The 23,235-nt window shown below is 70.1% G+C and carries 17 protein-coding genes and 1 pseudogene; 8 read left to right on the top strand and 10 right to left on the bottom strand.

Annotated elements, in window-relative coordinates; genetic code table 11:
- Window positions 1-202 precede the first annotated feature (202 nt).
- Window positions 203-2,026: a phosphoenolpyruvate carboxykinase (GTP) gene (locus tag ACFYXB_RS02920; protein WP_389577064.1), complete on the bottom strand. Its 1,824-nt coding sequence runs from the start codon at window positions 2,024-2,026 to the stop codon at window positions 203-205.
- A 324-nt stretch (window positions 2,027-2,350) separates the two neighbouring features.
- Here ACFYXB_RS02920 and ACFYXB_RS02915 point away from each other — a divergent pair, with 324 nt between their 5' ends.
- The 4 genes and pseudogenes from ACFYXB_RS02915 (at window position 2,351) to ACFYXB_RS02900 (ending at window position 5,113) form a co-directional block, all read left to right on the top strand.
- Window positions 2,351-3,064, top strand: a complete 714-nt coding sequence (locus ACFYXB_RS02915; RefSeq protein WP_389577062.1) for a hemolysin III family protein — start codon at window positions 2,351-2,353, stop codon at window positions 3,062-3,064.
- 222 nt (window positions 3,065-3,286) lie between these two features.
- A pseudogene (locus ACFYXB_RS02910) lies at window positions 3,287-3,715 on the top strand (MFS transporter); the annotation flags it as partial.
- Window positions 3,712-4,347: a TetR family transcriptional regulator gene (locus ACFYXB_RS02905; RefSeq protein ID WP_351344340.1), complete on the top strand. Its 636-nt coding sequence runs from the start codon at window positions 3,712-3,714 to the stop codon at window positions 4,345-4,347. The pseudogene ACFYXB_RS02910 and the gene ACFYXB_RS02905, both read left to right, overlap by 4 nt.
- A 34-nt stretch (window positions 4,348-4,381) precedes the next feature.
- Window positions 4,382-5,113, top strand: coding sequence for a Mut7-C RNAse domain-containing protein (locus tag ACFYXB_RS02900; RefSeq protein WP_389577060.1), 732 nt, complete (start codon window positions 4,382-4,384; stop codon window positions 5,111-5,113).
- Window positions 5,114-5,122: 9 nt separating this feature from the next.
- On the opposite strand, the gene ACFYXB_RS02895 is transcribed toward ACFYXB_RS02900, so the two are convergent.
- The 5 genes from ACFYXB_RS02895 to ACFYXB_RS02875 all read right to left on the bottom strand — a co-directional run bounded on the left by ACFYXB_RS02895 (window position 5,123) and on the right by ACFYXB_RS02875 (window position 13,862).
- Window positions 5,123-7,525, bottom strand: a complete 2,403-nt coding sequence (locus tag ACFYXB_RS02895) for a galactose oxidase-like domain-containing protein (protein WP_389577058.1) — start codon at window positions 7,523-7,525, stop codon at window positions 5,123-5,125.
- Window positions 7,522-8,712 carry a glycosyltransferase gene (locus ACFYXB_RS02890; protein WP_389577056.1) on the bottom strand — a complete coding sequence of 397 codons (1,191 nt, stop codon included), beginning with the start codon at window positions 8,710-8,712 and terminating at the stop codon, window positions 7,522-7,524. The genes ACFYXB_RS02895 and ACFYXB_RS02890 overlap by 4 nt, the downstream gene beginning before the upstream one ends.
- Window positions 8,709-10,361: an ArnT family glycosyltransferase gene (locus ACFYXB_RS02885; protein WP_389577054.1), complete on the bottom strand. Its 1,653-nt coding sequence runs from the start codon at window positions 10,359-10,361 to the stop codon at window positions 8,709-8,711. The genes ACFYXB_RS02890 and ACFYXB_RS02885 overlap by 4 nt, the downstream gene beginning before the upstream one ends.
- Window positions 10,358-11,626 (bottom strand): glycosyltransferase, encoded by a 1,269-nt coding sequence (locus ACFYXB_RS02880; protein ID WP_389577052.1) that lies wholly within the window; start codon window positions 11,624-11,626, stop codon window positions 10,358-10,360. Before ACFYXB_RS02880 ends, ACFYXB_RS02885 begins: the two co-directional genes overlap by 4 nt.
- Before the next feature lie 205 nt (window positions 11,627-11,831).
- On the bottom strand, window positions 11,832-13,862 hold the full coding sequence (locus tag ACFYXB_RS02875; RefSeq protein ID WP_389577050.1) for a thioredoxin domain-containing protein: 2,031 nt from the start codon (window positions 13,860-13,862) through the stop codon (window positions 11,832-11,834).
- A 141-nt stretch (window positions 13,863-14,003) separates the two neighbouring features.
- On the opposite strand from ACFYXB_RS02875, the gene ACFYXB_RS02870 reads away from it, so the two are divergent.
- Window positions 14,004-15,314 (top strand): GH25 family lysozyme, encoded by a 1,311-nt coding sequence (locus tag ACFYXB_RS02870; protein WP_389577048.1) that lies wholly within the window; start codon window positions 14,004-14,006, stop codon window positions 15,312-15,314.
- A 180-nt stretch (window positions 15,315-15,494) separates the two neighbouring features.
- Window positions 15,495-18,695: a tetratricopeptide repeat protein gene (locus ACFYXB_RS02865; protein WP_389577046.1), complete on the top strand. Its 3,201-nt coding sequence runs from the start codon at window positions 15,495-15,497 to the stop codon at window positions 18,693-18,695.
- A 10-nt stretch (window positions 18,696-18,705) separates the two neighbouring features.
- On the opposite strand, the gene ACFYXB_RS02860 is transcribed toward ACFYXB_RS02865, so the two are convergent.
- Together ACFYXB_RS02860 and mca are read right to left on the bottom strand one after the other, a co-directional pair.
- On the bottom strand, window positions 18,706-18,936 hold the full coding sequence (locus ACFYXB_RS02860; RefSeq protein ID WP_351344364.1) for a hypothetical protein: 231 nt from the start codon (window positions 18,934-18,936) through the stop codon (window positions 18,706-18,708).
- A 1-nt stretch (window position 18,937) separates the two neighbouring features.
- Complete coding sequence (gene mca, locus ACFYXB_RS02855; protein ID WP_389577044.1) at window positions 18,938-19,819, bottom strand: mycothiol conjugate amidase Mca; 882 nt, start codon at window positions 19,817-19,819, stop codon at window positions 18,938-18,940.
- A gap of 148 nt (window positions 19,820-19,967) precedes the next feature.
- On the opposite strand from mca, the gene ACFYXB_RS02850 reads away from it, so the two are divergent.
- Together ACFYXB_RS02850 and greA are read left to right on the top strand one after the other, a co-directional pair.
- A complete protein-coding gene (locus ACFYXB_RS02850) occupies window positions 19,968-20,366 on the top strand; it encodes a DUF4307 domain-containing protein (protein ID WP_351344370.1) in 399 nt (132 codons plus the stop codon).
- A gap of 169 nt (window positions 20,367-20,535) precedes the next feature.
- The gene (greA, locus tag ACFYXB_RS02845) at window positions 20,536-21,036 is read left to right on the top strand and encodes a transcription elongation factor GreA (protein ID WP_389577042.1); all 501 of its coding nucleotides are present in this window, start codon (window positions 20,536-20,538) and stop codon (window positions 21,034-21,036) included.
- 141 nt (window positions 21,037-21,177) lie between these two features.
- On the opposite strand, the gene ACFYXB_RS02840 is transcribed toward greA, so the two are convergent.
- Together ACFYXB_RS02840 and ACFYXB_RS02835 are read right to left on the bottom strand one after the other, a co-directional pair.
- Window positions 21,178-22,035 (bottom strand): ABC transporter permease, encoded by an 858-nt coding sequence (locus tag ACFYXB_RS02840; protein ID WP_389577040.1) that lies wholly within the window; start codon window positions 22,033-22,035, stop codon window positions 21,178-21,180.
- A complete protein-coding gene (locus tag ACFYXB_RS02835; protein ID WP_351344379.1) occupies window positions 22,032-23,045 on the bottom strand; it encodes an ATP-binding cassette domain-containing protein in 1,014 nt (337 codons plus the stop codon). Before ACFYXB_RS02835 ends, ACFYXB_RS02840 begins: the two co-directional genes overlap by 4 nt.
- Between the last annotated feature and the right edge of the window lie 190 nt (window positions 23,046-23,235).

The raw sequence follows: 23,235 nt of genomic DNA, 5'->3' as shown, positions 1-23,235 counted from the left end.
AAACAGCCGTGAAGATCTCTGATCAAGGGGGCACGGGCGAGGGCCCGTCGCCGTCCCTTTCCGTCGGGGCGGACGGGGTGGACGGCGGCGGGCCCACAGCCCCGCACGCCGTTGTGCGGGGCCTCGCCGGTGTGCACCGCGGCCGGCCGTGACGATCACTGGTCAGGGCATCCGTGCCGGCCGCGGAGTTTTCGGGGGCGGGTCAGCCCAGGCGCTGCACCAGGGCCCGGTACTCGTCCCACAGCTCCTTCGGCGTGTGGTCGCCGAAGGTGTTGAGGTGCTCGGGGACCAGCGCGGCCTCCTCGCGCCAGATCTCCTTGTCGACCGTGAGGAGGAGGTCGAGATCGGAGTCGGCCAGCTTGAGCCCGTTGGTGTCGAGGGCGGTGCGGGTCGGCAGGATGCCGATCGGGGTCTCGACGCCCTCCGCCTTGCCGTCCAGGCGCTCCACGATCCACTTCAGGACGCGGCTGTTCTCGCCGAAGCCCGGCCAGACGAACTTGCCCTCGTCGTTCTTGCGGAACCAGTTGACGTAGTAGATCTTCGGCAGCTCGGACTGGTCCTTGTCCTTGGCCACGTCGATCCAGTGGGCCATGTAGTCGCCCATGTTGTAGCCGCAGAAGGGCAGCATCGCGAAGGGGTCGCGGCGCAGCTCGCCGACCTTGCCCTCGGCGGCGGCGGTCTTCTCGGAGGCGACGTTGGCGCCGAGGAAGACGCCGTGGTTCCAGCTGAGGGACTCGGTGACCAGCGGGACGGCGCTGGCGCGGCGGCCGCCGAAGAGGATCGCCGAGATCGGCACGCCCTTGGGGTCCTCCCACTCGGGCGCGATGATCGGGCACTGCGAGGCGGGGACGGTGAAGCGGGCGTTGGGGTGGGCGGCCGGGGTCTCGGACGCCGGAGTCCAGTCGTTGCCCTTCCAGTCCGTCAGGTGCGCGGGCACCTCCTCGGTCATGCCCTCCCACCACACGTCGCCGTCGTCGGTGAGCGCGACGTTGGTGAAGACCGCGTTGCCCCACAGCGTCTTCATGGCGTTGGCGTTGGTGTGCTCACCGGTGCCGGGCGCGACGCCGAAGAAGCCGGCCTCGGGGTTGATCGCGTACAGGCGGCCGTCCTCGCCGAAGCGCATCCAGGCGATGTCGTCGCCGATGGTCTCCACGGTCCAGCCGGAGATCGTGGGCTCCAGCATGGCGAGGTTCGTCTTGCCGCAGGCGCTCGGGAAGGCGGCGGCGACGTACCTCGACTGACCGGTGGGCGGGGTGAGCTTGAGGATCAGCATGTGCTCGGCGAGCCAGCCCTCGTCGCGGGCCATGACGGAGGCGATGCGCAGGGCGTAGCACTTCTTGCCGAGCAGGGCGTTGCCACCGTAGCCGGAGCCGTAGGACCAGATCTCGCGGGTCTCGGGGAAGTGCGAGATGTACTTGGTCCGGTTGCAGGGCCACGGGACGTCCGCCTGGCCCTCCTCCAGCGGGGCGCCGACCGAGTGGACGGCCTTGACGAAGAAGCCGTCGCTGCCCAGCTCGTCGAGGACGGCCTTGCCCATGCGCGTCATGGTGCGCATGGAGACGGCGACGTACGCGGAGTCGGTGATCTCGACGCCGACCGCGGAGAGCTTCGAGCCGAGGGGGCCCATGCAGAAGGGGACGACGTACATGGTCCGGCCGCGCATGGAGCCTCGGAAGACGCCCTTGTCACCGGTGAAGACCTCGCGCATCTCGGCGGGGGCCATCCAGTGGTTGGTCGGGCCGGCGTCCTCCTCCTTCTCGGAGCAGATGAAGGTGCGGTCCTCGACGCGCGCGACGTCGGTCGGGTCGGAGGCCGCGTAGTAGGAGTGGGGGCGCTTGATCGGGTCGAGCTTTTTGAAGGTGCCCTTGGCGACGAGTTCCTCGCTCAGCCGCTCGTACTCGGCCTCGGATCCGTCGCACCAGACCACGCTGTCCGGCTGCGTCAGTTCGGCTATCTCGTTGACCCACGAGATCAGTTCCTGGTGGGTGGTGGGAACGACGGGGGGAGCCGCGATGTCGCGCGCCACGGTTGCTCCTAGGTGAGGGATTTTGTCCTGATATGTACTTCGTTGCCCCGTGGGGGCTGCGGCCCGGACGCTGCTGCGCGCTCATCCGGTGCCGACCGCACTCATTTGATCATCCGACGCCACTGCGCATATGTCCAGAGGGCCTCACAACTGAGCGGCGTGAGGAAGGCCACGATCACGGGCTCTCCCTGCGCTTCTTTACGTGCACATGGCGTTCGCCTGAAGGTCTTTTTGAGTTGGGGCCCATGAGAGGATGGCCACTCTCCAGGGGGCATCGAGTCGCGCTCATCCGCAACTTACGGTTCCGTAGGTAGCATGCCGGACATGACAGCGCCCGCCCCCGACGCGCCCACGGACCGGCCGGCCGCCGCCGGCGAACCCGTGGCGCCCTCCCCGCCGCACCAGATCAAGCCCAAGCTCCGCGGCTGGCTGCATCTCGGGATGTTCCCTGCCGTACTCGTCGCAGGTCTGATCCTCACCGCTCTCGCCGACTCGAGTCGGGGCCGGATCGCCTGCGGGGTGTACGCCCTGACAGCCTGCCTACTCTTCGGCGTGAGCGCCCTCTATCACCGGGGCAACTGGAGCCCGCGCATGGACGGCGTCCTGCGCAGACTCGATCACGCCAACATCTTCCTGATCATCGCGGGCACATACACCCCGCTGACCCTGCTGCTCCTGCCCGGCACCAAGGGGCAGTGGCTGCTGTGGGGCATCTGGGCCGCAGCGGCCGCGGGCATCGTCTTCCGCGTCTTCTGGGTCGGCGCCCCTCGCTGGCTCTACACCCCCTGCTACATCGCGATGGGCTGGGCGGCCGTCTTCTTCCTGCCGGACTTCATGCGCACGGGCGGCATCGCCGTCCTGGTGCTGGTCATCGTGGGCGGACTCCTCTACAGCGCGGGCGGCGTGATCTACGGCATCAAGCGGCCGAACCCGTCACCGCGCTGGTTCGGCTTCCACGAGGTGTTCCACTCCTTCACCCTGGCGGCGTTCGTCGTGCACTACGTCGGCATCTCACTGGTGGCGTATCAGCACGGGTGAACCCACCTCCCTCGTCCGAGTGGCCACGGCTTGCGAGCCGTGGCCACTTTTCATTGCCCGACACCAGTCTTCTCTGCCTGACATCAGCTCCCCATCGATAGTGCCTAAATTTTGATAGCCACTCTCATTTCACGGCTACTGTCACTCAATCTGTCACCCCCACCCCCGACGCCCGCCGCTGGTGGGCCCTCGCCGCCCTGCCCGCCGACCGCACCGGCTGGGGCACCCCCACGCCCTCAAGGCAGTGGGGGAGGCGGAGGGCTGCTCATGATCCTGCGGCAGGTGGGCGGCGCCATCGGCATCGCCCTGCTCGGCAGCCTGCTCGCGGGCGTCTTCCGCGACCGGCTCGACGTCACCGGGCTGCCCACGAAGGCCGCCGACGTCGCCGGGGACTCCGTGGTCGCCGCGCACCTCGTCGCTGGGCCGGGCTCGGCCCACCTCGCGGCCTCGGCGGACAGCGCGTACGTCCACGGCATGGGCCTGGTCCTGCTGGTCTGCGGCGTCGCGGCGCTCGTCTCGGCCCTGCTGGCCGCCGCGCTCCTGCCCAGCACCCCGGCCGTACGCGCCGCCGAGACCGCGCCGTCCCCGGACGAGCCGCTCACGAGCGCCGACCTGGCCGTGGCCGACTCCGAGGCCCATGCCGGACAATGAGCGGCATGACGGCCCGCACCTCCTCCCCCACCGACCGCCCGCAACTCGGCCTGCGCGAGCGGAAGAAGATCAAGACCCGCGAGACGATCCGCGCGGCGACGTACGCCCTGGTCGAGGAGCAGGGCTACGACGCCACGACGATCGAGCAGATCGCCGACCGGGCCGAGGTGTCGCCGTCGACCGTCTTCCGTTACTTCCCGACCAAGGAGGACATCGTCCTCACGGACGAGTACGACGCGATCCTCATGGAGGAGCTGCGCGCCCGGCCCGCCGGCGAGCCCTGGCCGGACTCCCTGCGGTACGTGATGCGCAAGGCCGTCCGGCTGGGCGTCGACGACGACCCCGAGGTGGCCCGGCTGCGCACCCGGCTGACGGTGGAGGTGCCCACGGTGCGCTCCCGGGTGATGGAGAGCATGTCGGTCACCGGCCGGATGCTCTGCCAGATCATCGGCGAGCGCACCGGCCGGGACCCGCAGGGTCTGGAGGTCCGGGTCTATGCGATGTCGCTGATCGGCGGCCTGATGGAGGCGTCCCTGTACTGGGCGGAGAACGGCCACCGCGACGACCTCACGGATCTCGTCGACCGCGCCCTCGACGTCCTCGCCGAGGGCCTGACCGCCCGAAAACCCTGAGGTCCCGCCCGCCTCGCCGTGCCATCCTGGCCAGGTGAACGGTCCCGAGATCCACGTCGAAGTCGCCGCCGAGCTGCGGCTGTTCGTGCCGCACGCCCGGCGCCGGGGCGCCACCCCGCTCGCCACCGACGGCGTCTCGACCCTCGGCCACGTCGTCGAGTCCCTCGGCGTCCCGCTGACCGAGGTCGGCGCACTGATCGTCGACGGCCGCGAGGTCCCGGTGTCGCACGTCCCGGCGGCCGGCGAGAGCGTGAGCGTCCGGGCGGTCGAGCGCCCCCAGCGGGTGCCCGGCGCTCCCCTGCGCTTCCTCCTCGACGTCCACCTCGGCACCCTCGCCCGCCGGCTGCGCCTGCTCGGCGTGGACACGGCGTACGAGTCGATGGACATCGGCGACCCGGCCCTCGCCGCCCGGTCGGCCGCCGAGAAGCGGGTCATGCTCAGCCGCGACCGCGGTCTGCTGCGCCGCCGCGAACTGTGGGCGGGCGGCTATGTCTACAGCACCAGCCCCGAGGACCAACTCCGCGACGTCCTCGACCGGTTCGCGCCCGACCTGCGCCCCTGGACCCGGTGCACCGCCTGCAACGGCCTGCTGAAGGACGCCACCAAGGACGAGGTGGCCGACCAGCTCAAGGGCGGCACGCAGCGGTCGTACGACGTCTTCGCGCAGTGCACCGAGTGTGGGCGGGCGTACTGGAAGGGCGCGCACCACGAACAGCTGGAGGCCATCGTGGAGCGCGCCCTGGCGGAGATCGCCGGCCGGAGCTGATCCCGGCCACTAACGCTTCGTCACATCACCCTTTCCGCAGGCGATTCCGTCCCTGTTGCGGTCGAGGCCGAGCGGATCGTCCTTGCCGTTGACCTTCAGCCGGCCGTAGTCGTTCTGCTTCAGCCAGGTGCAGCGGGCGGCCGTGGTCTTCTTCACCTCGGGCGGGAAGACGGTCGGCACGCAGACGTTGATCGAGCCGTAGTGCCGGTCGCAGCCGGAGATCGTGGTGCTCACCTTCTGCGACGTCTTCTTCTTGCCGGCCGTGGCGACCTTGCCCTCCAGGGAGTCGGCGAAGGAATGGACGTGGGCCGAGGCGTCGGCGGCGCTCAGCGCGGCCGGGCCCTGCAAGTGCACCCACTTGGCCACCGACGGGACCCCGTTGGCGTCGACCGCGAAGAGCATGTACCAGCCGGGCGGGGCCAGGTTGGGGTTGCTCGTCACGTTCAGGTCGACGTTGTTGCCGTCGACGGTCAGCGGCAGATCGACGAACCGCTGGTTCGGGTCGGAGGAGTGGGTGACCGCGGCCGGGCGGATCAGCTCGGCCTTGGCGATGGGCCGGTCGACCGTGATCCGCTGGGTGTCGCCGTAGACCCACTCGCTGTCGATGACCGAGGTGATCGTCGGCCGGGTGCCCTTGTAGAGGTAGGGCGGGGTGTAGATCGACACGTTGTGGTTCCAGGTGCCGTTGCCCGGGTTGTCGCCGGTCGACATCACCCGGCCGTCGGGCAGCAGGAACGAGGAGGAGTGGTAGCCGCGCGCCTCGGGGTCGGCGGCCACCGGGTCGAAGGCGTTGGTGGCCGGGTCGTAGATCGAGGACTCGTACACCGGGTTGGCGCGGTTGTGCAGCGCGCCGCCGGTCTCCAGGACCTTGCCGTCGGGCAGCAGCACGGCGGAGACGTACATCTTGCCCTGGGCGCCGGTCTCGGGCTGCGGGCCGTTGCCGAGGTCGACGGTGCCCTGTGGGAGCGGCGGGCCGGCGACGTACGCCGGGTTGGCGTCCTTGAGGTCGATCACGTCGGTCAGCCGGCCCGCATCCGGGTTGGAGTCGATGTTGCCGCCGCCGATCGTGAGGACCCGCTGGTCCTGCGCGGGGGGCAGCAGCACGCTCGCCGACTGGTCCCGCCCGTCCTTGTTCTGCAGGCCCGGGATCTGCGTGATCGTGTTGGCGCCGTAGTCGTAGATCGCGCTGCCGGTGCCCGGGATGTTGTTGCCGAAGACATGGCTGCCCGAGTAGAAGAGGCGGCCGTCCTGCATCAGGATCATCGACGGGTACAGACCCCAGTACGACCAGGTCTGGTTGACCTGCCACAGCGGCAGCCACTGCTGCTGGGCCTCCGACCACAGCTCGGCGGTGACCGAGCCGGTCGAGTCCTCGCGCAGGCCGCCGAAGGAGATGACGTCACCGTTGCCCAGCTCGGTCGCCGAGGGGTACCAGTGGCCGTCGTTCAGATCGTTGGTCCTGCTGTACGTCTCGGTGACCGGGTCGAATATGTACGAGTCCTTGAAGCCCTCGTAACCGTGACCGCCCGCGACCGGATACGCCTTGTTGCCGCTCATCACGAGCACGCGCCCGTCCTGGAGCTGGACATGCCCGGCGCAGAACATGTCCTTCGGCGTCGGGATGACCTTGTAGGTGCCGCCCGCCGGGTCGTAGACCGCGGAAGTGAAGGTCCCCGCGTTGAACTGCTCCTCGCTGTTTCCGGACCCGGCGATCAGCAGCACCTTGCCGTTGTTGAGGACGACGGAGTGCATGGAACGGACCGGGTTCTGCGTCGGCAGCACCGACCAACTGCCGTTCGTGCACTGGTCGTTCGTGCCGGTGCACTGGGCGGGCGGGAGCGTGTCGGGGACCTGCTCCATGGTGTAGTCGTCGGTGGTCGCCGAGCCGGTGCCGTACACCGAGACGCCCCAGGTGATGCGGTCGGTGCCGGCCGGGACCTCAGGCGTGCGCACGCTCGCCCGGGTCCAGTTCGCGGCCATGTCAAGGGTCTTGAGGTCGGTCCAGTACTGCCAGCCCGCCGTCGCGTCGTGCCGGAACAGCGTGACCGCGGTGTCGGGCGTGGTCGACTTGTACCAGAGCGCCAGGTCGTACTGCTTGCGCGCCGACACCACCGGCGCGCACTGCGTCGACTCGGTGATCAGCGCCTTGCGGTCGCCGTCGACGCGTCGGGTGAGCGTGACCTTCATGGCCTTTCCACCGGAGTGGGCGTCGGCCGTCGTCTCGAAGCTGAAGTCGTTGTCGCCCCAGCCGGACTTCTCCCAGCAGTACGGCATGCCGTCCGTACCGGCCGTCTCGAAGCCCGCGTTCTGGACGAGGTTGGCGGCCTCGGCGGACTGGGGCGAGGTGAGGAGCAGCCCGGCGGTCAGGGCGCCCACCCCGACCAGCGCGGTTCTCCTGCGGTGCTTGTTCACACGGCTCTCCTTGCGGCAGTTCGAACCCCGCGACGCGGGAGGTACACCAGCGCTTCGGTCCCGACGAAGCGCAGGACGAACGTCGTCACCAGCGCGAGCGCGGTGGCGGTCAGGGCGCCCATCCCGAACCGGTCGACGAACACCGCGATCAGCGGGATGCGCAGCACCAGGTCGGCGTTGGCCAGCAGCGCGAACCGGCCCACCCGGTCCCACCAGCGGCGGTGCATACGCCGGTCGCGGAACAGCAGCTGCTCGATGAGCAGGAAGTTCCAGGCGACGCCGAACTGGTTGGCGAGGATCTCGGCGGGGACGTAGTGCAGGCCGAGCGCCGTCAGCGCCCACAGGCCCACCAGGTTCGGCACGAAGCCCGAGGCGCCGATCAGGCCGAAGGCGACCATGCGGGCGACGGGCGAGGAGGTGCGCAGGCCGACCAGATGACGCAGGAAGCGGAAGCCTTCCCGCGCACTCGACTTGGACTCGCCCGCGAACCGGTCCTGGAAGACGAACGGCACCTCGGCGACCCCGCGCGGCCTGCTCCGTACGGCGAGTTCGAGGAGGATCTTGTAGCCGAGCGGCTTCAGCACCTCCGCCGTGACCGCGCTGCGCCGGATCGCGAAGAAGCCGCTCATCGGGTCGCTGATGCCGTGCAGCCGGCGCGGGAACAGGAACTTGGTGAGCCAGGTCGCGCCGCGCGAGACTGCCACCCGGTAGCTGCCGGCGAGCCCGGCGCGGCTGCCGCCCTTGATGTACCGGGAGGCGACGACGAGCCCGGCGTTCGCCCGCTCACCGGTGGCCACCAACTCCGGCACCAGGGACGGCGGATGCTGGCAGTCGCCGTCCATCACGACGATCCACTCGGACGTGGCCGCCTTCAGTCCCTCCACGACCGCCCCGCCGAGCCCGCCCACCGGCTCCTCGCGGTGCAGTACGGCCACCGGGAACGGGCAGTCCTGCGCGGCCTCCCGGATGACCTCGGGGGTGTCGTCGGTGGAGTCGTCCACGAAGACGACCTCGCACGGCAGCCGACCTGGCACCGACTCGGTGATCCGGCCCAGCAGTTGGCGGATGTTCGCGGACTCGTTGAAGGTCGGCACGACGATGGTGACGGCGCCGGGTTCAGGGATCTCGGCCGCCCGTACGGCCGGATCGCCCAGCTCGTCCGGGACGGTGTCCTCGTGGCTGCTCATCGCCGGCCTCCCGCCGCGCTGGTGTCGATCTGCCGGATCTCGATGCGGTCGACTCCGGCCCCGAACGTGGCTACCGGCTTCGAGTGCTGGATCGCTGCCCTGACATCGGGCAGGTCACGCGCGTCGCGCCGTACCGTCGGGGAGGCCACGACGTAGTCGAGGTCCTTCCAGCCGTGCGGCATCGTCTTGGTGACCGCCGGGTCGAGGTCGGCCTTGTAGAACCAGATGGCGCCGAGTCCGGGCCGGTATCCGGCGTGCACGAGGTCCAGCCAGAGGGCGTCGTCGACGAGGACCCGGGTGTCCTTCGGGTTCTCGACCTCGGTGCTGAGCCACGTCGAGGCCTGCCGGTAGGGCTTGTTGGCGTCGGCGGTGACGGCGGTACGGTCACCGTCGTACCAGTGCGGGATCACATAGGCGCCGGCGGCGACGGCCAGGACCGCGGCGAGCGCGTACCGGCCGCCGGTGACGTACCGTCGCTCGCCCTCGGCCCGCCATCTGCGCAGCACGGCGTGCGCGACCGAGGCGGCGCCGCCGGCGAGGACCAGCGCGAGGAAGGGCAGGGCGCCGATGACGTACATGGCCGGCAGATAGCCGCTCGGCCGCATGGCCACCGCCGCCAGGATCGCCACGGTCAGGGCAGGACCGGCCAGCGCGCGGGCGGTCACCGACCAGCGCCAGGTGGCCAGGAGCAGCAGCGCCGCGGCGAGGCCGCCGAGGGGCAGGACACGGTCGTAGTACAGCCAGGAGTGGAGCACGCCGTACGACCCGGACGACGGGTCCAGGATGAAGCCCGAACCCGGCCTGGACATCTGGTACTTGACCCCGTCCCACAGCGACACATGCCCGCTGCCGGGGAACAACTCGCCCTTGAGCAGGGCGAAGAGGGGGTACGAGCAGCCGATCAGGACGCAGGCGGTGACCGCGCCGGTGAGCGCGAACTTGCGGGTGTCGCGGTGACTGTGCCGCCACATGGTGACGAACAGGGCGGGCAGGACGACGAGCATCGTCTCCTTGGTGAGCACGCCCGCCGCGGCGGCGAGACCCGCGCCGAAGTGGTGCCACAGATGCCGGCTCGGCGATGCGGCCAGACAGAACGCGAGCAGCAGCCACATCACGGAGATGTTGTCGAGGAAGATCTCGCGCTGGAGGACGACGGAGAGCGGCGAGAGGCCGAACAGGGCCATGCCGAGGCCGGCGGCCCAGCGGGGCAGGGACAGCCGCCGGCCGAGGACGTACACCAGGACCGCGCTGACGCCGCTGACCACGAGCATCGCGAAGCGCATCGTGCCGACGGTCATCGCACCGGGGTCGATCGCCGACGGGATCCAGGTGAGCAGGGCTATCTGGATCCAGCCGAGCGGCGGGTGGTCGTACCAGTACGTGTAGTGGGCCAGTCCCTTGCCCTCCTGGACGGCCCAGGCCTGGGCGAGATAGGTGCCTTCGTCGTCGCTGAGGGTCGGGTAGTCGGCGATGTTCCAGCCCTGCACGGCCAGGATCAGTACGAGCAGGACTCCGCACAGGACGAGGTCGGTGCGAGAGGAGCGGAGGCGGACCGGCGGGGCCGTTCGGCCCGTCGAACGCGCTTCAGGGACAGGTGTGCTCTGCGCGGGGACCGTCTCGGTGGTCACCGCGGGGAGAGTGGAGGTCACGCAGGAACGTCCTCTCGGATGGGCTCGGCCGCGATGAGGTGCGCGCCGACGTGAGTGGTCAACTCCCAGTCGTTGCGGCCGCGCTGCTCACGCCATACGGCGCGCATGGCGGCCCCCGCGAGCAGGACCTGGTAGAAGGGCCCGCCCACGATGAGCTTCACGTAGTGCACGAGACGGACGCGCAGCCCGTACTGCTTGCCGAAGTCGTGCAGCCCGACCACCTCGAAGACGAAGGTGACGGCGGCCGTGACGAGCGGCAGGAAGGTGAGAAACGCGATCCCGACGGGCACGTCGAGGAAGAGCGCGACGGCGGCGTTCAGCGGGATGATCACGCCGGAGAAGGCCTGCAGGAACGGCGTCATCAGGGTGTAGCGGGCGAGCAACCGCTGGCCGAAGCCCGGGAGTTGCTGCCAGTCCTTCTTCCGGTAGACCTGGAGGAAGCCCTGGTTCCAGCGGGTGCGCTGCTTCAGCAGCGACATCAGCGAGCCCGGGGTCTCCTCGCGCGTGACCATGTCGGAGTCGTAGGCGACGACGACCTTCTTGCCGACGCTGGACAGCCGCACACCGAGGTCGCAGTCCTCGGCGAGGCAGTTGGGGTCCCAGCCGTCGGCCTCCCGCAGCACATCGGTCCGCACGAAGACGGTGTTGCCGCCGAGCGGGATGAAGCCCTTCTGCGCGTGCAGATGCAGCCGGGAGCGGAACCAGAAGAAATACTCCAGGCAGTTGCGCAGGCTGTACCAGCTGGAGTGGAAGTTGATCAGCTGGACGCCGCCCTGGACCACATCGGCTCCGGTGGTCCGGAAGGCGTGGTCGACGTGGGCGAGCAGCTCTGGGTGGACCTGGTCCTCGGCGTCGAACACCCCGACGACGTCACCGCGGCAGTACGGCAGCGCCGTGTTCATCGCCTTCGGCTTGTTCTTCTTCTCATGGGTGTCGACGACGACACGGACGCGCGGGTCGCGTTCGGCGGCCCGCTCGGCCACCGCCGTGGTCTCGGGGTCGTCGTGCCCCACGATCACGATGATCTCGAAGTCGGTGTGCGTGGACTCCAGCAGCCGCTGGATGGTGTGGTCGAGCACGGCCTGCTCGTGCCGCGCCGGCAGCAGCAGCGAGAACGACACGTGCTCGTCCCCGTCCGGCCTGCTGAAGCGGGTGGAGGCCAGCACCTCGGGCGTGCGCCACGCGTGCATCTGCCACCACAGAGTGAAGGCTGCCATCCAGAACAGGGCCAGTGAAACGGCAGTGATGAAGACAGACGTCAGCAAAAAGATCCCCCCAGATCCCCAGATACCCCCTGCCGCAACGGTGAGTCACGCCTGCCGCGGCACTGTGGAGAGAGTAGGAAGGATCTGTGAAGTCCGGGAGCCGTTCAGATAAATAACGCGTTTCTGAACTCCCGTGCGAGTAGCGGGATGTATCCGAACACCTGCCCAATTCGGGCAGATCGAACGCCTCGCTCCACCCCGTCTTTCAGCCGCTCAGCGCCGTGCGCAGCCGCTCCGGGTCGGTCGTCGGGGCGTCACAGGTGAAGTTACGGCAGACGTACGCCGTCGGTTCACCGTCGACGAGCGGCCGGTCGGCGAGAAGCGGGAACTCGTCACTCTCCGCAGCCCCTACGGCGACGACCGCTCCGGGAGCGGTGCCCAGAAGTGCCGTGCGGTGCAGGGTTCTTGTCGCACCGTCGGCGAGACCGGTACCGACGACCGCGACCTCCCGCGGCCCGTCGAGCAGGGCCTCCGCGACCGCCAGCCCCCACCCGACGAACCGCGGGACGCGCGGCCCGAGTGTCTTCACCACGCCCAACGCCCGCTCCGCCGCCGTGCGATGGGGCTCGGACCCGGTGTGGGCGGCATAGCTCAGCAGGGCGCTCGCGGCGGCGGTCCAGCCGGACGGGGTGGCGTTGTCGGTGGGGTCCTGCGGGCGGCGGATGAGCCGCTCGGCGTCGGCCGCCGTGTCGTACAGGGCGCCGGACTCCGGGTCGGTGAAGCGGGCGAGCACCTGGTCGAGGAGCAGCCCGGCGAATTCCAGCCAGACGCCCTCGCCGGTCACGCCGGCCAGCGCGAGGAAGCCCTCGGCGACGTCGCCGTAGTCCTCCAACACCCCGGCGTTGGCACCGGCCCGGCCGTCGCGGCTGGTACGGGCCAGCCGCGCGCGCTCGTCGAGATGCAGCCGTACGAGGAGATCGGCGGCGCCGACCGCGGCCTCGACCAGGTCGGGGCGGTCGAAGTAGGCACCGGTCTCGGCGAGCGCGGCGATCGCGAGCCCGTTCCAGGCGGCGACGATCTTGTCGTCCCGGCCGGGCGCGGGACGCTCCGCCCGAGCGTCGAGCAGCCGGCGCTTGACGGACTCGACCTTCTCGGCATTGAACACACCTTCGTCCTGCGGGAGTTGCAGAACCGACTGCCTGTGCTCGAAGGTCCCCTCCGCGGTCACCCCGAAGTGGTGCGCGGCGAGTTCGGCATCGTCCCCGAGGACCTCACTCAACTGCTCGGGCGTCCACACGTAGTACGCGCCCTCGACATGCGCACCGCTCCCGTCGTCGCTGTCGGCGTCCAGCGCGGAGGCGAACCCGCCCTCCGCGGTGCGCAGTTCACGCACCATGAAGTCGGCGGTCTCCAGCGCCACACGCCGGGCCAGGTCGGAGCCGGTGGCCCGCCAGAGGTGGGCGTAGACGCGGCACAGCAGGGCGTTGTCGTACAGCATCTTCTCGAAGTGCGGGACGATCCAGTCGCGGTCGACGGAGTACCGGGCGAAGCCTCCCCCGAGCTGGTCGTAGATCCCGCCGCGCGCCATGCGCTCGGCGGTGTCCCGCGCCATCTGCAGGGCACCCTCGGAGCCGGTCCGCGCGTGGTGCCTCAGCAGGAACTCCAGGACCATCGAGGGCGGGAACTTCGGCGCGCCGCCGAATCCGCCGCGCTGCGGGTCGTACTCCCTCGTGAGCCCGAGAAGCGCCTGGGCCAGCTCCTCCTCACCGGGCAGCTGCGCCGTCTGGTAGCCGATCTCCCGCCCGGCGAGATCCCGCACGATCTTCCCGGCGACCTCGCTCACCTCGTCCCGCCGCTCGCTCCAGGCCTGCCACACGCCTTCCAGCACCTGCCGGAAGGAGGGCATGCCGTGCCGAGGGGCGGGCGGGAAATAGGTCCCGAAGTAGAAGGGCTCGGCGTCGGGCGTGAGGAACACGGTCATGGGCCAGCCGCCCTGACCGGTGGCCGCCTGGACGGCCTCCATGTAGACGGCGTCGACGTCGGGGCGTTCCTCACGGTCGACCTTGACGCTGACGAAGTGGTCATTGAGGTAGTCGGCGGTGGCCCGGTCCTCGAAGGACTCGTGGGCCATCACATGACACCAGTGGCAACTCGAATACCCGACGCTGAGCAGCACGGGCACACCCCGGCGCCGCGCCTCCTCGAACGCCCCGTCCGACCACGGCCACCAGTCGACCGGGTTGTCGGCGTGCTGGAGGAGGTACGGGGACGTCTCATGGGCCAGTCGGTTCGCCATGCCCCCATCCTTGCGCACCGGCCGGGACGTTGCCCGGAGCGCAGCCCGCTGTTCATATCCGCACTGTTGCGGCCATGACAATGCAGCTCGTACGGTTTACGCGCGTTGACCCTTCTCCCACCCATCCGGAGAGGAACACACATGCCCGCTCGCCCCGCCTCCCGCTTCAGACCCGCTACGGGACGCCCCCGTGCGCTCGCCACCGCCGCCGGGCTGCTCACCGCCCTACTGGCCCTGCTGCTCCTCCAGCCCGCCGCCGCCTCGGCACGCACCGCCCCGGAACCGGCCTCCGACGGCCACGGGACCCCGGTGCGCATGACCCACCCCGAGGACGACCACGCCGGCTCCGGGCTCCAGCGCCTCGGCACGGCAGCGCCGCAGGCCGCCACGCTCTCGGCCGCCGTCAGCACCGGCCCGGCCGGTCTGGACGTCAGCGGCTATCAGGGGAGCGTGAACTGGGCGACCGTCAAGAGCAACGGGGCCGCCTTCGCTTACGTCAAGGCCACCGAAGGCACCACGTACACCAGCCCCTCCTTCTCCCAGCAGTACGACGGCGCGTACAACGCCGGCCTCATCCGCGGCGCCTACCACTTCGCGCTGCCCGGCAACTCCAGCGGTGTCGCGCAGGCCGACTGGTTCGTCAGCCACGGCGGCGGCTGGAGTGCCGACGGCAAGACGCTGCCGCCCGCGCTGGACATCGAGTACAACCCGTACGGGGCCACGTGCTACGGGCTGAGCCAGAGCGCGATGGTCTCCTGGATCCGGGCCTTCAGCGACGAGGTGCGCGCCAAGACCGGCCGCTACCCCACGATCTACACCACCACCGACTGGTGGACCACCTGCACCGGCAACAACAGCGGCTTCGGCGCGACCAACCCGCTGTGGATCGCCCGCTACTCCAGCAGCCCCGGCACACTGCCGGCCGGCTGGACGAGCCAGACGATCTGGCAGTACGCCGACTCCGGCGTCTTCCCCGGCGACCAGGACACCTTCAACGGCACCACCAGCGACCTCCAGGCCTTCGCACGCGGCAGCTACTCGCCGCCGCCGACCGCGAGTTGGCCCACCGTGCAGCAGGGCGCCACGGGCGAGCGCGTCAAGACCGTGCAGTACCTGCTGAACACGCACGGCGCCTCGCTCACGGTCGACGGCAGCTTCGGGCCCGCGACCGACACGGCGGTGCGCTCCTTCCAGTCCGCGAACGGCCTGACCGCCGACGGCGCCGTGGGCCCCAACACCTGGCAGGCCCTCATCGTCACGGTGCGCCAGGGATCGACCGGGCAGGCCGTCAAGGCGGTGCAGAGCCAGCTCCACGCACACGGTGCCGCGCTCACCGTGGACGGCCAGTTCGGCCCCGCGACCGACAGCGCTGTGCGCTCCTTCCAGTCCTCGAAGGGCCTCACCGTGGACGGCGTCGTCGGCTCCAACACCTGGCGGGCACTGGTCGCCTGACCGGCACAGCGTCCGACGGGCGACCACCCCGCACGGGAGTGCCGGGGTGGTCGCCGCAGGAGCGGACACGGAGGTTCCGGGAGTGAAAGTCCGCGTCCGGTGATCGTCACCCCCTCGCGCTCACGCCCCGCCCGAAGGACACTCGTACACAAAGGAGTTGCCGCAGGAGGGGGACGGGACATGCGGGACGCCCATCGGGTGGAGGCCGAGCGGCTGGTGGTGCGGGCCGTGGAGGAGGAGGTACGGCGCTCCGGCGGGCGCGTCGACGGGCAGGTGCTGCTGTCGCGGGCCCGCGGCTCGCTCGACGCCATGGCCGAGACCGCCGCCGAGGAGTACGACGCCTACACACGCGCCCTCGACGAGACGGAGGCCGGCCGGCTGACGTTCGCCCAGCGGTACGCCCGCGAAGGAGCCGGAACTCCCCTACTGGTGGCGTGCGTTGCCGCCGTCGCCGCCACCGTGGCCGACCTGTCCCTGGGCACCGGCGCGAGTACGGCGCTCGGCGCGGGCGTCGCCGTCGGCGTCGTCGGCGCCGCCGCCACCGTCGTGAAGGTCGCCGGCGTCCATCTGCCCGCCGCCCACCACCGCGCCGGCGCGGCCGGCCAGCCCGGCGGCCCAGAGCAGCTGCGGCTGCAGTGGCTGACGGCGCTCGAGGTGCGCGGCATCCGGCCCTTCCTCGACCAGCAGCGGGTGCTCAGCGCCTCCACGGGCCCCAAGATGACGGCCCCCCGGCTGCGCGGCTCGGACAAGAGCGCGGCGGCCCGCAGGCGCACGGTGCTCGAGCAGTCCTTCGGTCAACTCCCCGAGCCCGAAGGCCCGTTCGCGGGACGGCGACAGGAGATGGCGCGGATCCGGCAGTGGGCGCAGGCCGCCCGCGCGACCACGGAGACCCGGGCGACGGTGGTCGTCCTGTACGGCGCTCCCGGCTCCGGCCGTACGGCCCTTGCAGTCCGCGCCGCGCACGACCTCAGGGACCACTTCCGGGGCGCGGTCGTCGTCGACCTGCGCGGCGACAGCAAGGAGGAGCCGCCGCTGCCCACCCGCGACGCGCTGCTGCATCTGCTCAACCGGCTCGGCGCGCCGCGCGAACAGCTCCTGTTCCGGGAACGCTCCTCCCCCGACCAGCAGGTCAAGCGGCTGGGCGAGCTGTACCACCAGCATCTGACCGGCCTGCCCGTGACGATCGTGCTCGACGACGCCTCGGACCCCGAGCAGATCCGCACCCTCGTCCCCGAGCGCTCCGACAGCCTCGTCCTGGTCACCGCCCGCAGGCAGCTGGACCTGCCCGCGGACCTGCCGGCCTGGGTGCACCAGCTTCCGGTCGAGGCCCTGGACGCGGCGGGCGCGGAGGAACTGCTGGGCGCGGCCGCGCAGGACACGTCAGGGCCGTACGACGCCGAATCCGCCGACCGGATCCGGGAGCTGTGCGGCGGGCTGCCGCTGGCGCTGCGCATCGCGGGCTCGTCGCTCGGCCCGCGTTCCCCGCGCCGGCTGGCCACGGACCTGAGCGCGTACGGCCCGGTCGACCCGGTCGAGCGCGTGCTGTGGCTGCGCTACACCGACCAGTCGGAGCCCGCCCGCCGACTGCTGCGCAGGCTCGCGCTGGCCGGCCGTGCCTCGCTCGGCGCCGCGGCGGCCGCGTCCCTGCTGGCCACCGACGAGGAGGAGGCCGGCCGTCAGCTGGTGGCCCTCGCCCGGGCGGGCCTGCTCGACCACGTCCGCGGCAGCCGCTACCGGCTGCACGACCTGGTCCGCGCCTTCGCCCAGGCCCGTCTCCTGGACGAGGAGGAACCGGCCGAGCGCACGGCGGCGCAGGAGCGCCTGATCGTGAACTACGGGGAGCTCGCCGACTCCGTGCTGCGGCTGGTCGACGGCAACATGTCGACCCGCTCGGACCGCTTCGGCTCGCACGGTTTCACCTCCCTCGACGAGGCGCTGCGCTGGCTGGACGACGAGTCCAGCTTCATCACGGCGGCCCTGCGCCAGGCGGAGGGCGTGAACCAGGCGGCGGTGCTGAATCTGCTGGGCGCCCTGTGCGACTACTGCCTGCTGCGCGGCGACCTCTACCGCCTCGGTGAGATCAGCGAGCTCGCGCAGGCCGTCGACCAGGGCCTCATGGTCCGCTCGGTGCAGTGGCGCACCGGTATCGCGGCCCGTCAGCTGGGCGACTTGGACAAGGCCCGTACGACGCTCGCCTCCGTCGTCGACCTGTATCTGGAGGCCCATCACGACGCGGGCGCGGCCCGTGCCCTGTGCTCGCTGGGCATCACGCTGCACCACCAGGGCAACCTCACGGAGGCGGCGGTCAAGCTCCAGGAGGCACTCGACCTCCAGGCGGCGCCCGAGCTGGCGACCGACCGTGCCTGGACGATGCACGCGCTGGCCGCGGTCCAGCGGGACCGCGCCCGCCTCTCGGAGGCCCTGGACCTGCTGGAACGGTCGCTGGTCCTGCACCGCGAGGGCGGCTCGGTGCACGGCGAGGCCTGGGCCCACTACCAGCTCGGCCAGCTGGCCCTGCGCATGGGCGACGTACCGCGCGCGGACACGGAGCTGAACGCCGCCCTGGAGCGCTACGGCCGCACCCGCGACGCCCGTGGCGAGGCGTGGGCCCTGACCCAGCTGGCCCGGGCCCGGCTGGTGGCCGGCGATTCGTCCCAGGCAGTGGACGGACTGCGCCGGGCGGCCACCCGGCACCGGGACAACGAGGACACGCGCGGCGAGGCCTGGACCTACTACTACCTCGGCCAGTCCCTGGAGGAGACGGGCAACCTGGACCTCGCGGTGCGTGAGCTGGAGCGTTCGCGGACGATGTTCTCCCGGATGCGCGACGTCTACGGCCTGGCCTGCGCCCGGCACCACTCGGCCCGCGTCACCCGCGACCAGCGCGCCGCCCAGACGGGGTCGCTCAAGAACTCGGGTTTCGCCCGGCAGCTCCTCGTCGACGCCCGCGCCGACTTCCAGCGCATCGGCGTCGCCCACGGCGAGGCCTGGACATGTCTGGAGCTGGCGGTCGTGGACGCCGGCAACACCCGCACCCCGCAGGCGCTGGCGCTGTGCGACGAGGCGATCGGTCTGTTCACGGCGTACGGCGACCGGCGCGGCGAGGACTGGGCCCGCTTCCTGCGCTGCACCCTGCTGCCCTACGCGGCCCCCGGTGGCGTGGAGGTCGGCACGGCGGTCGCGCTGGAGGACCTGGCCCAGCTCGCCCGGAGCAGCCACCCGGCCCGCGACGAGAAGCTGGACGAGTACGTGGCGGCGTACCGCCTGCTTTTCGAACGCGGTGTGAACCTGGAGACGGGCTGGCAGGCGTGGCGGCTGGGCATGGTGCCGAGCCGCCATGCCCGCGAGGTGATGGGCGTGGCGGTACCGGCCGGACAGTGACCGGCCGGGCTCAGCCCTTCTGTGCCCCGGGGTCGGCCGCCGTCCCCGGCTCCGCCTTCGGGTCCGGGATCTCCTTGAAGGCGACCTTCTGCATGTGCTTGTTCATGGACTTCATCAGTCCCCACACGGCCAGGGCCATCACCGCGAAGACGATGAAGCCGAGGACGCCGGGGGTGACCTTGTTCTCGTCGACCTCCTTGGCGAGGGGGACGAGGTGCGTCAGTGCCAGGCTCGCGCTCATGTCAGGCATTGTCGCGGATGCCCGCAAAGAGGTCGTCCTCGGGGATGGAGGTATCGACGAGAGACTTCGCCAGCTCGTACTCCTCCGTCGGCCAGACCTCCTTCTGGAGGTCCATCGGCACCCGGAACCAGCCCCCGTCGGGGTCGATCTGCGTGGCGTGGGCGATCAGCGCCTTGTCGCGGATCTCGAAGAAGTCGGCGCAGGGCACGTGCGTGGTGAGCGTCCGCTCGGTGCGCTCGAACTCGTCCCAGCGCTTGAGCCACTCCCCGTACGGCGACTCCAGACCGCGCTCCAGCATCGCCTTGTGCAGCGCCTCGGTGCGGGGGCGATTGAAACCCTGGTTGTAGTACAGCTTGAGCGGCTGGTAAGCCGGGCCGAACTCGGACTCCGGATACTTCTCGGTGTCCGCCGCGCCCTCGAACGCCACCATCGAGATCTTGTGGGTCATGATGTGGTCGGGGTGCGGATATCCACCGTTCTCGTCGTAGGTGGTGATCACCTGGGGACGGAAGGAGCGGATCTGCCTGACCAGCCGGCCGGCCGCCTTGTCGACGTCCTCCAGAGCGAAGCAGCCCTCGGGCAGTGGGGGCAGCGGGTCGCCCTCGGGCAGGCCGGAGTCGACGAAACCGAGCCACTCCTGCTTGACGCCGAGGATCTCGCGGGCCTCGTCCATCTCCTTCTTGCGTACCTCGTGGATGTGCTCCTCGATGTACTTGTCGCCCTGCAGCTTGGGATTGAGGATGGAGCCGCGCTCCCCGCCTGTGCAGGTCACCACCAGCACGTCCACCCCCTCGGACACGTACTTCGCCATGGTGGCCGCGCCCTTGCTCGACTCGTCGTCGGGGTGGGCGTGGACGGCCATCAGTCGCAACTGGTCAATCAAGACTCAATCCTCAGTAAGTCGGCGCCCCCGTGTCTTGGGGTGCGATCTGCGGCTTCTATAGTGACCGAATCCGGGGGCGAATAATTCCGGGGTCGGCTCCTGGGGCCCCTTTCGGGACATTCGTCCCGCTCCTGCCGAGAGGACGATCATGAGTACGGCGAGCACGCGGCTGCCCGAGGGCCGCTACGGCCGCTCCTCGGACGAGCGCGCGGACCGCAAACTCAAGGTCGCCGCGACCGTGCTCGGCGCGGCCCTGCTCGCACTGGTCGGCTACTTCGCCTACCACTACGTGGCGCAGAACGAGATCAGTGCGCAGGTGATCGCCTTCAAGGCGTCGGACGACGCGGTCGCGGTGCATCTGGAGGTCCACAAGGACGCCGGTGCCGACGGCTACTGCACCGTGCGTTCCCAGGCCGCGGACGGCGCCGAGGTGGGCCGCGCCGACTTCCGCTTCACCGGTTCCGCCACCCGCATCGACAAGGTCGTCACGCTCCGTACGACGGCCCGGGGCACCACGGCCGAGCTGCTCGGCTGTCACGCCGGCTGACACTACCCGCCGATGCATAGGCGCTGACCTGCGTTGACGTAATTCTGATGGCTTATGTCCTCCCCCTTCGGCCTTTGAATTGTTAGGCTCGTGGTTTCGCCCATCCGTGAAGGAACATTCTTCTGGGTAGGGCGATGCTTTGTATTCCCAGTACCGACGAGGAGCACCTGTGACCCAGACCAGCGAGAACGTCACCTGGCTGACCCAGGAGGCGTACAACCAGCTCAAGGCCGAGCTGGAGTACCTGTCTGGTCCTGCGCGCACGGAGATCGCCGCCAAGATCGCGGCCGCGCGCGAGGAGGGCGACCTGCGCGAGAACGGCGGGTACCACGCGGCCAAGGAGGAGCAGGGCAAACAGGAGCTCCGTGTGCGCCAGCTGACCCAGCTTCTCGAGAACGCCAAGGTCGGCGAGGCGCCGGCGTCGACGGACGGTGCCGTGGCGCCCGGCATGGTCGTGACGATCGCCTTCGCCGGTGACGAGGACGACACGATGACGTTCCTGCTCGCCTCGCGCGAGTATGCGAGCGCAGACGTCGAGACGTACTCGCCGCAGTCCCCCTTGGGTTCCGGCGTGATCGGCCACAAGGTCGGCGAGGACGCGGACTACGAACTGCCGAACGGCAGGAAGGCCTCCGTGACGATCCTCAAGGCCGAGCCGTACTCGGGCTGATCCCGAACGCCTGATCCCGGACCTCTGGTCCCGGAACCCGGAACTCTGATTCCCGGCCCGCCCCCGGTGTCCTTAGGACACCGGGGGCATCGTCATGTCCGGGCCGGGGCCGGTGCCGTACCCCCGTCTCCCGTGTCCGGGTCAGGCCGTGGCCGAGCGGTACTTGCGGACCGCCAGGGTGCGGAATATGACGATGATCAGGACCGAGTAGATCAGCGAGGCCCAGACCGAGTGCTGCATGGGCCAGGCCTGCGACTGTGACTGGCCCGGGTTGGCGAACAGGACGCGGGCGGCCTGGACCGTGGCGCTGAAGGGGTTCCACTCCGCGATGTGCCGCAGCCACGGGGTCATGTGGCTGGTGTCCACGAACGCGTTGGAGATGAAGGTCACCGGGAAGAGCCAGATCAGTCCGCCGGAGGTGGCCGCCTCGGGTGTGCGCACGGACAGGCCGATGAGGGCACCGATCCAGGTGAACGCGTACCCGAGGAGGAGCAGCAGGCCGAAGGCGCCGAGGGCCTTGAAGACGTTGGTGTCCCCGTTCGACCCGACCCGCCAGCCGACCAGCACGGCGACGACCGCGAGGACGAGCAGGGTCAGCGCCGTCTGGACCAGGTCGGCGAGCGTGCGCCCGGTCAGGACCGCGCCGCGTGCCATGGGCAGGGAGCGGAAGCGGTCGATGAGGCCCTTGTGCATGTCGTCGGCGATGCCCGCGCCGGAGCTGGCGGTGGCGAACGTGACGGTCTGCGCGAAGATGCCGGCCATCAGGAAGTTCTTGTAGTCGATCGCGCTGGTGCTACCGCCGATCTGCATGGAGCCGCCGAACACATAGGTGAACAGCACCACGAACATGATTGGCTGGATGAGCCCGAAGATGACCATCTCCGGGATCCGGGACATGCGGATCAGGTTTCTCTTGGCGACGATCAGCGAGTCGCGGACGAGCTGGCTGACGGGGTTGGCGGGGGCCGCTACCCGCACGGTGTCGGTGACGGCGCTCACTTCACGGTCTCCTTGCGGCTGTCGGTGCGGTTGTCCTTGCGGCCCTGAGCGCCGTTGCCCTCTTCCTTCACCTCGGCCAGGTGTCCCGTCAGGGACAGGAAGACGTCGTCGAGGGTGGGGCGGCGCAGGCCGATGTCGTCTATCTCGATGCCCCGGGTGTCGAGCTCCCGGATGACCTCGGCAAGCAGCTTGGCGCCGCCGGTGACGGGCACCGTGAGCTTGCGGGTGTGCTCCTCGATCGTGGTCTCGCCCTTGCCGAAGCCACGCAGCACCTCGACGGCGGTCGGGATGTGCTCGCGTTCATGGACGACGACCTCGACGCGCTCGCCGCCGGTGCGGGCCTTGAGCTGGTCGGAGGTGCCCTTGGCGATGACGCGGCCCTGGTCGACGACCGCGATCTCGTGGGCGAGGTGGTCGGCCTCTTCGAGGTACTGGGTGGTGAGCAGGAGCGTCGTACCACCGGAGACCAGCTGTTTGATGACCTCCCACAGCTGCTGGCGGTTGCGCGGGTCCAGGCCGGTCGTCGGCTCGTCCATGAACATCACGGGCGGTGACACCACGAGGGCGGCCGCAAGGTCGAGCCGGCGGCGCATGCCCCCGGAGTAGGTCTTGGTGGGGCGGTCGGCGGCGTCCGTGAGGTGGAACTGCTCGAGCAGCTCCACCGCGCGGGCCTTGGCCTCCCTGGCCCTCATCTGGTAGAGCTGGCCGACCATCTGCAGGTTCTCGCGGCCGGTGAGGTATTCGTCGACAGCTGCGAACTGGCCGGACAGGCCGATGGAGCGGCGGACGGTGTCGGGATGTCTGAGGACGTCGACGCCTGCGACGACGGCCTTCCCGCTGTCGGGGCGCAGTAGGGTCGTCAGACAGCGGACGGTCGTCGTCTTGCCCGCGCCGTTCGGCCCGAGCAGGCCGAGGACCGTGCCCTCGGGGACATCGAGGTCGACGCCGTCCAGTGCCCTTACGTCGCCGAAGGTCTTGACCAGACCTTCGGCATAGATGGCGCCTGGCATGTGAGTCTCCACGTCGTCGGGGATTTCGGGATCTGCGAAATCGGGGATCTGCGGAATCGAGATCTCGGAGTCGGGATCTGCGATCGGGATGGGCCGCGAACACACCATAACGCGATGTATCGCGTCCCTCAATGGGATTTTCCCGGGTTTACTCGAACGAGTGACGAAAAGGTCCTTGACCTGCGATTAC

The sequence above is a fragment of the Streptomyces sp. NPDC002619 genome (assembly GCF_042889305.1).
Taxonomy (GTDB): Bacteria; Actinomycetota; Actinomycetes; order Streptomycetales; family Streptomycetaceae; genus Streptomyces.
Note: the sequence above shows the minus strand (reverse complement) of the source record. Positions and strands in the feature narration are given on the sequence as shown.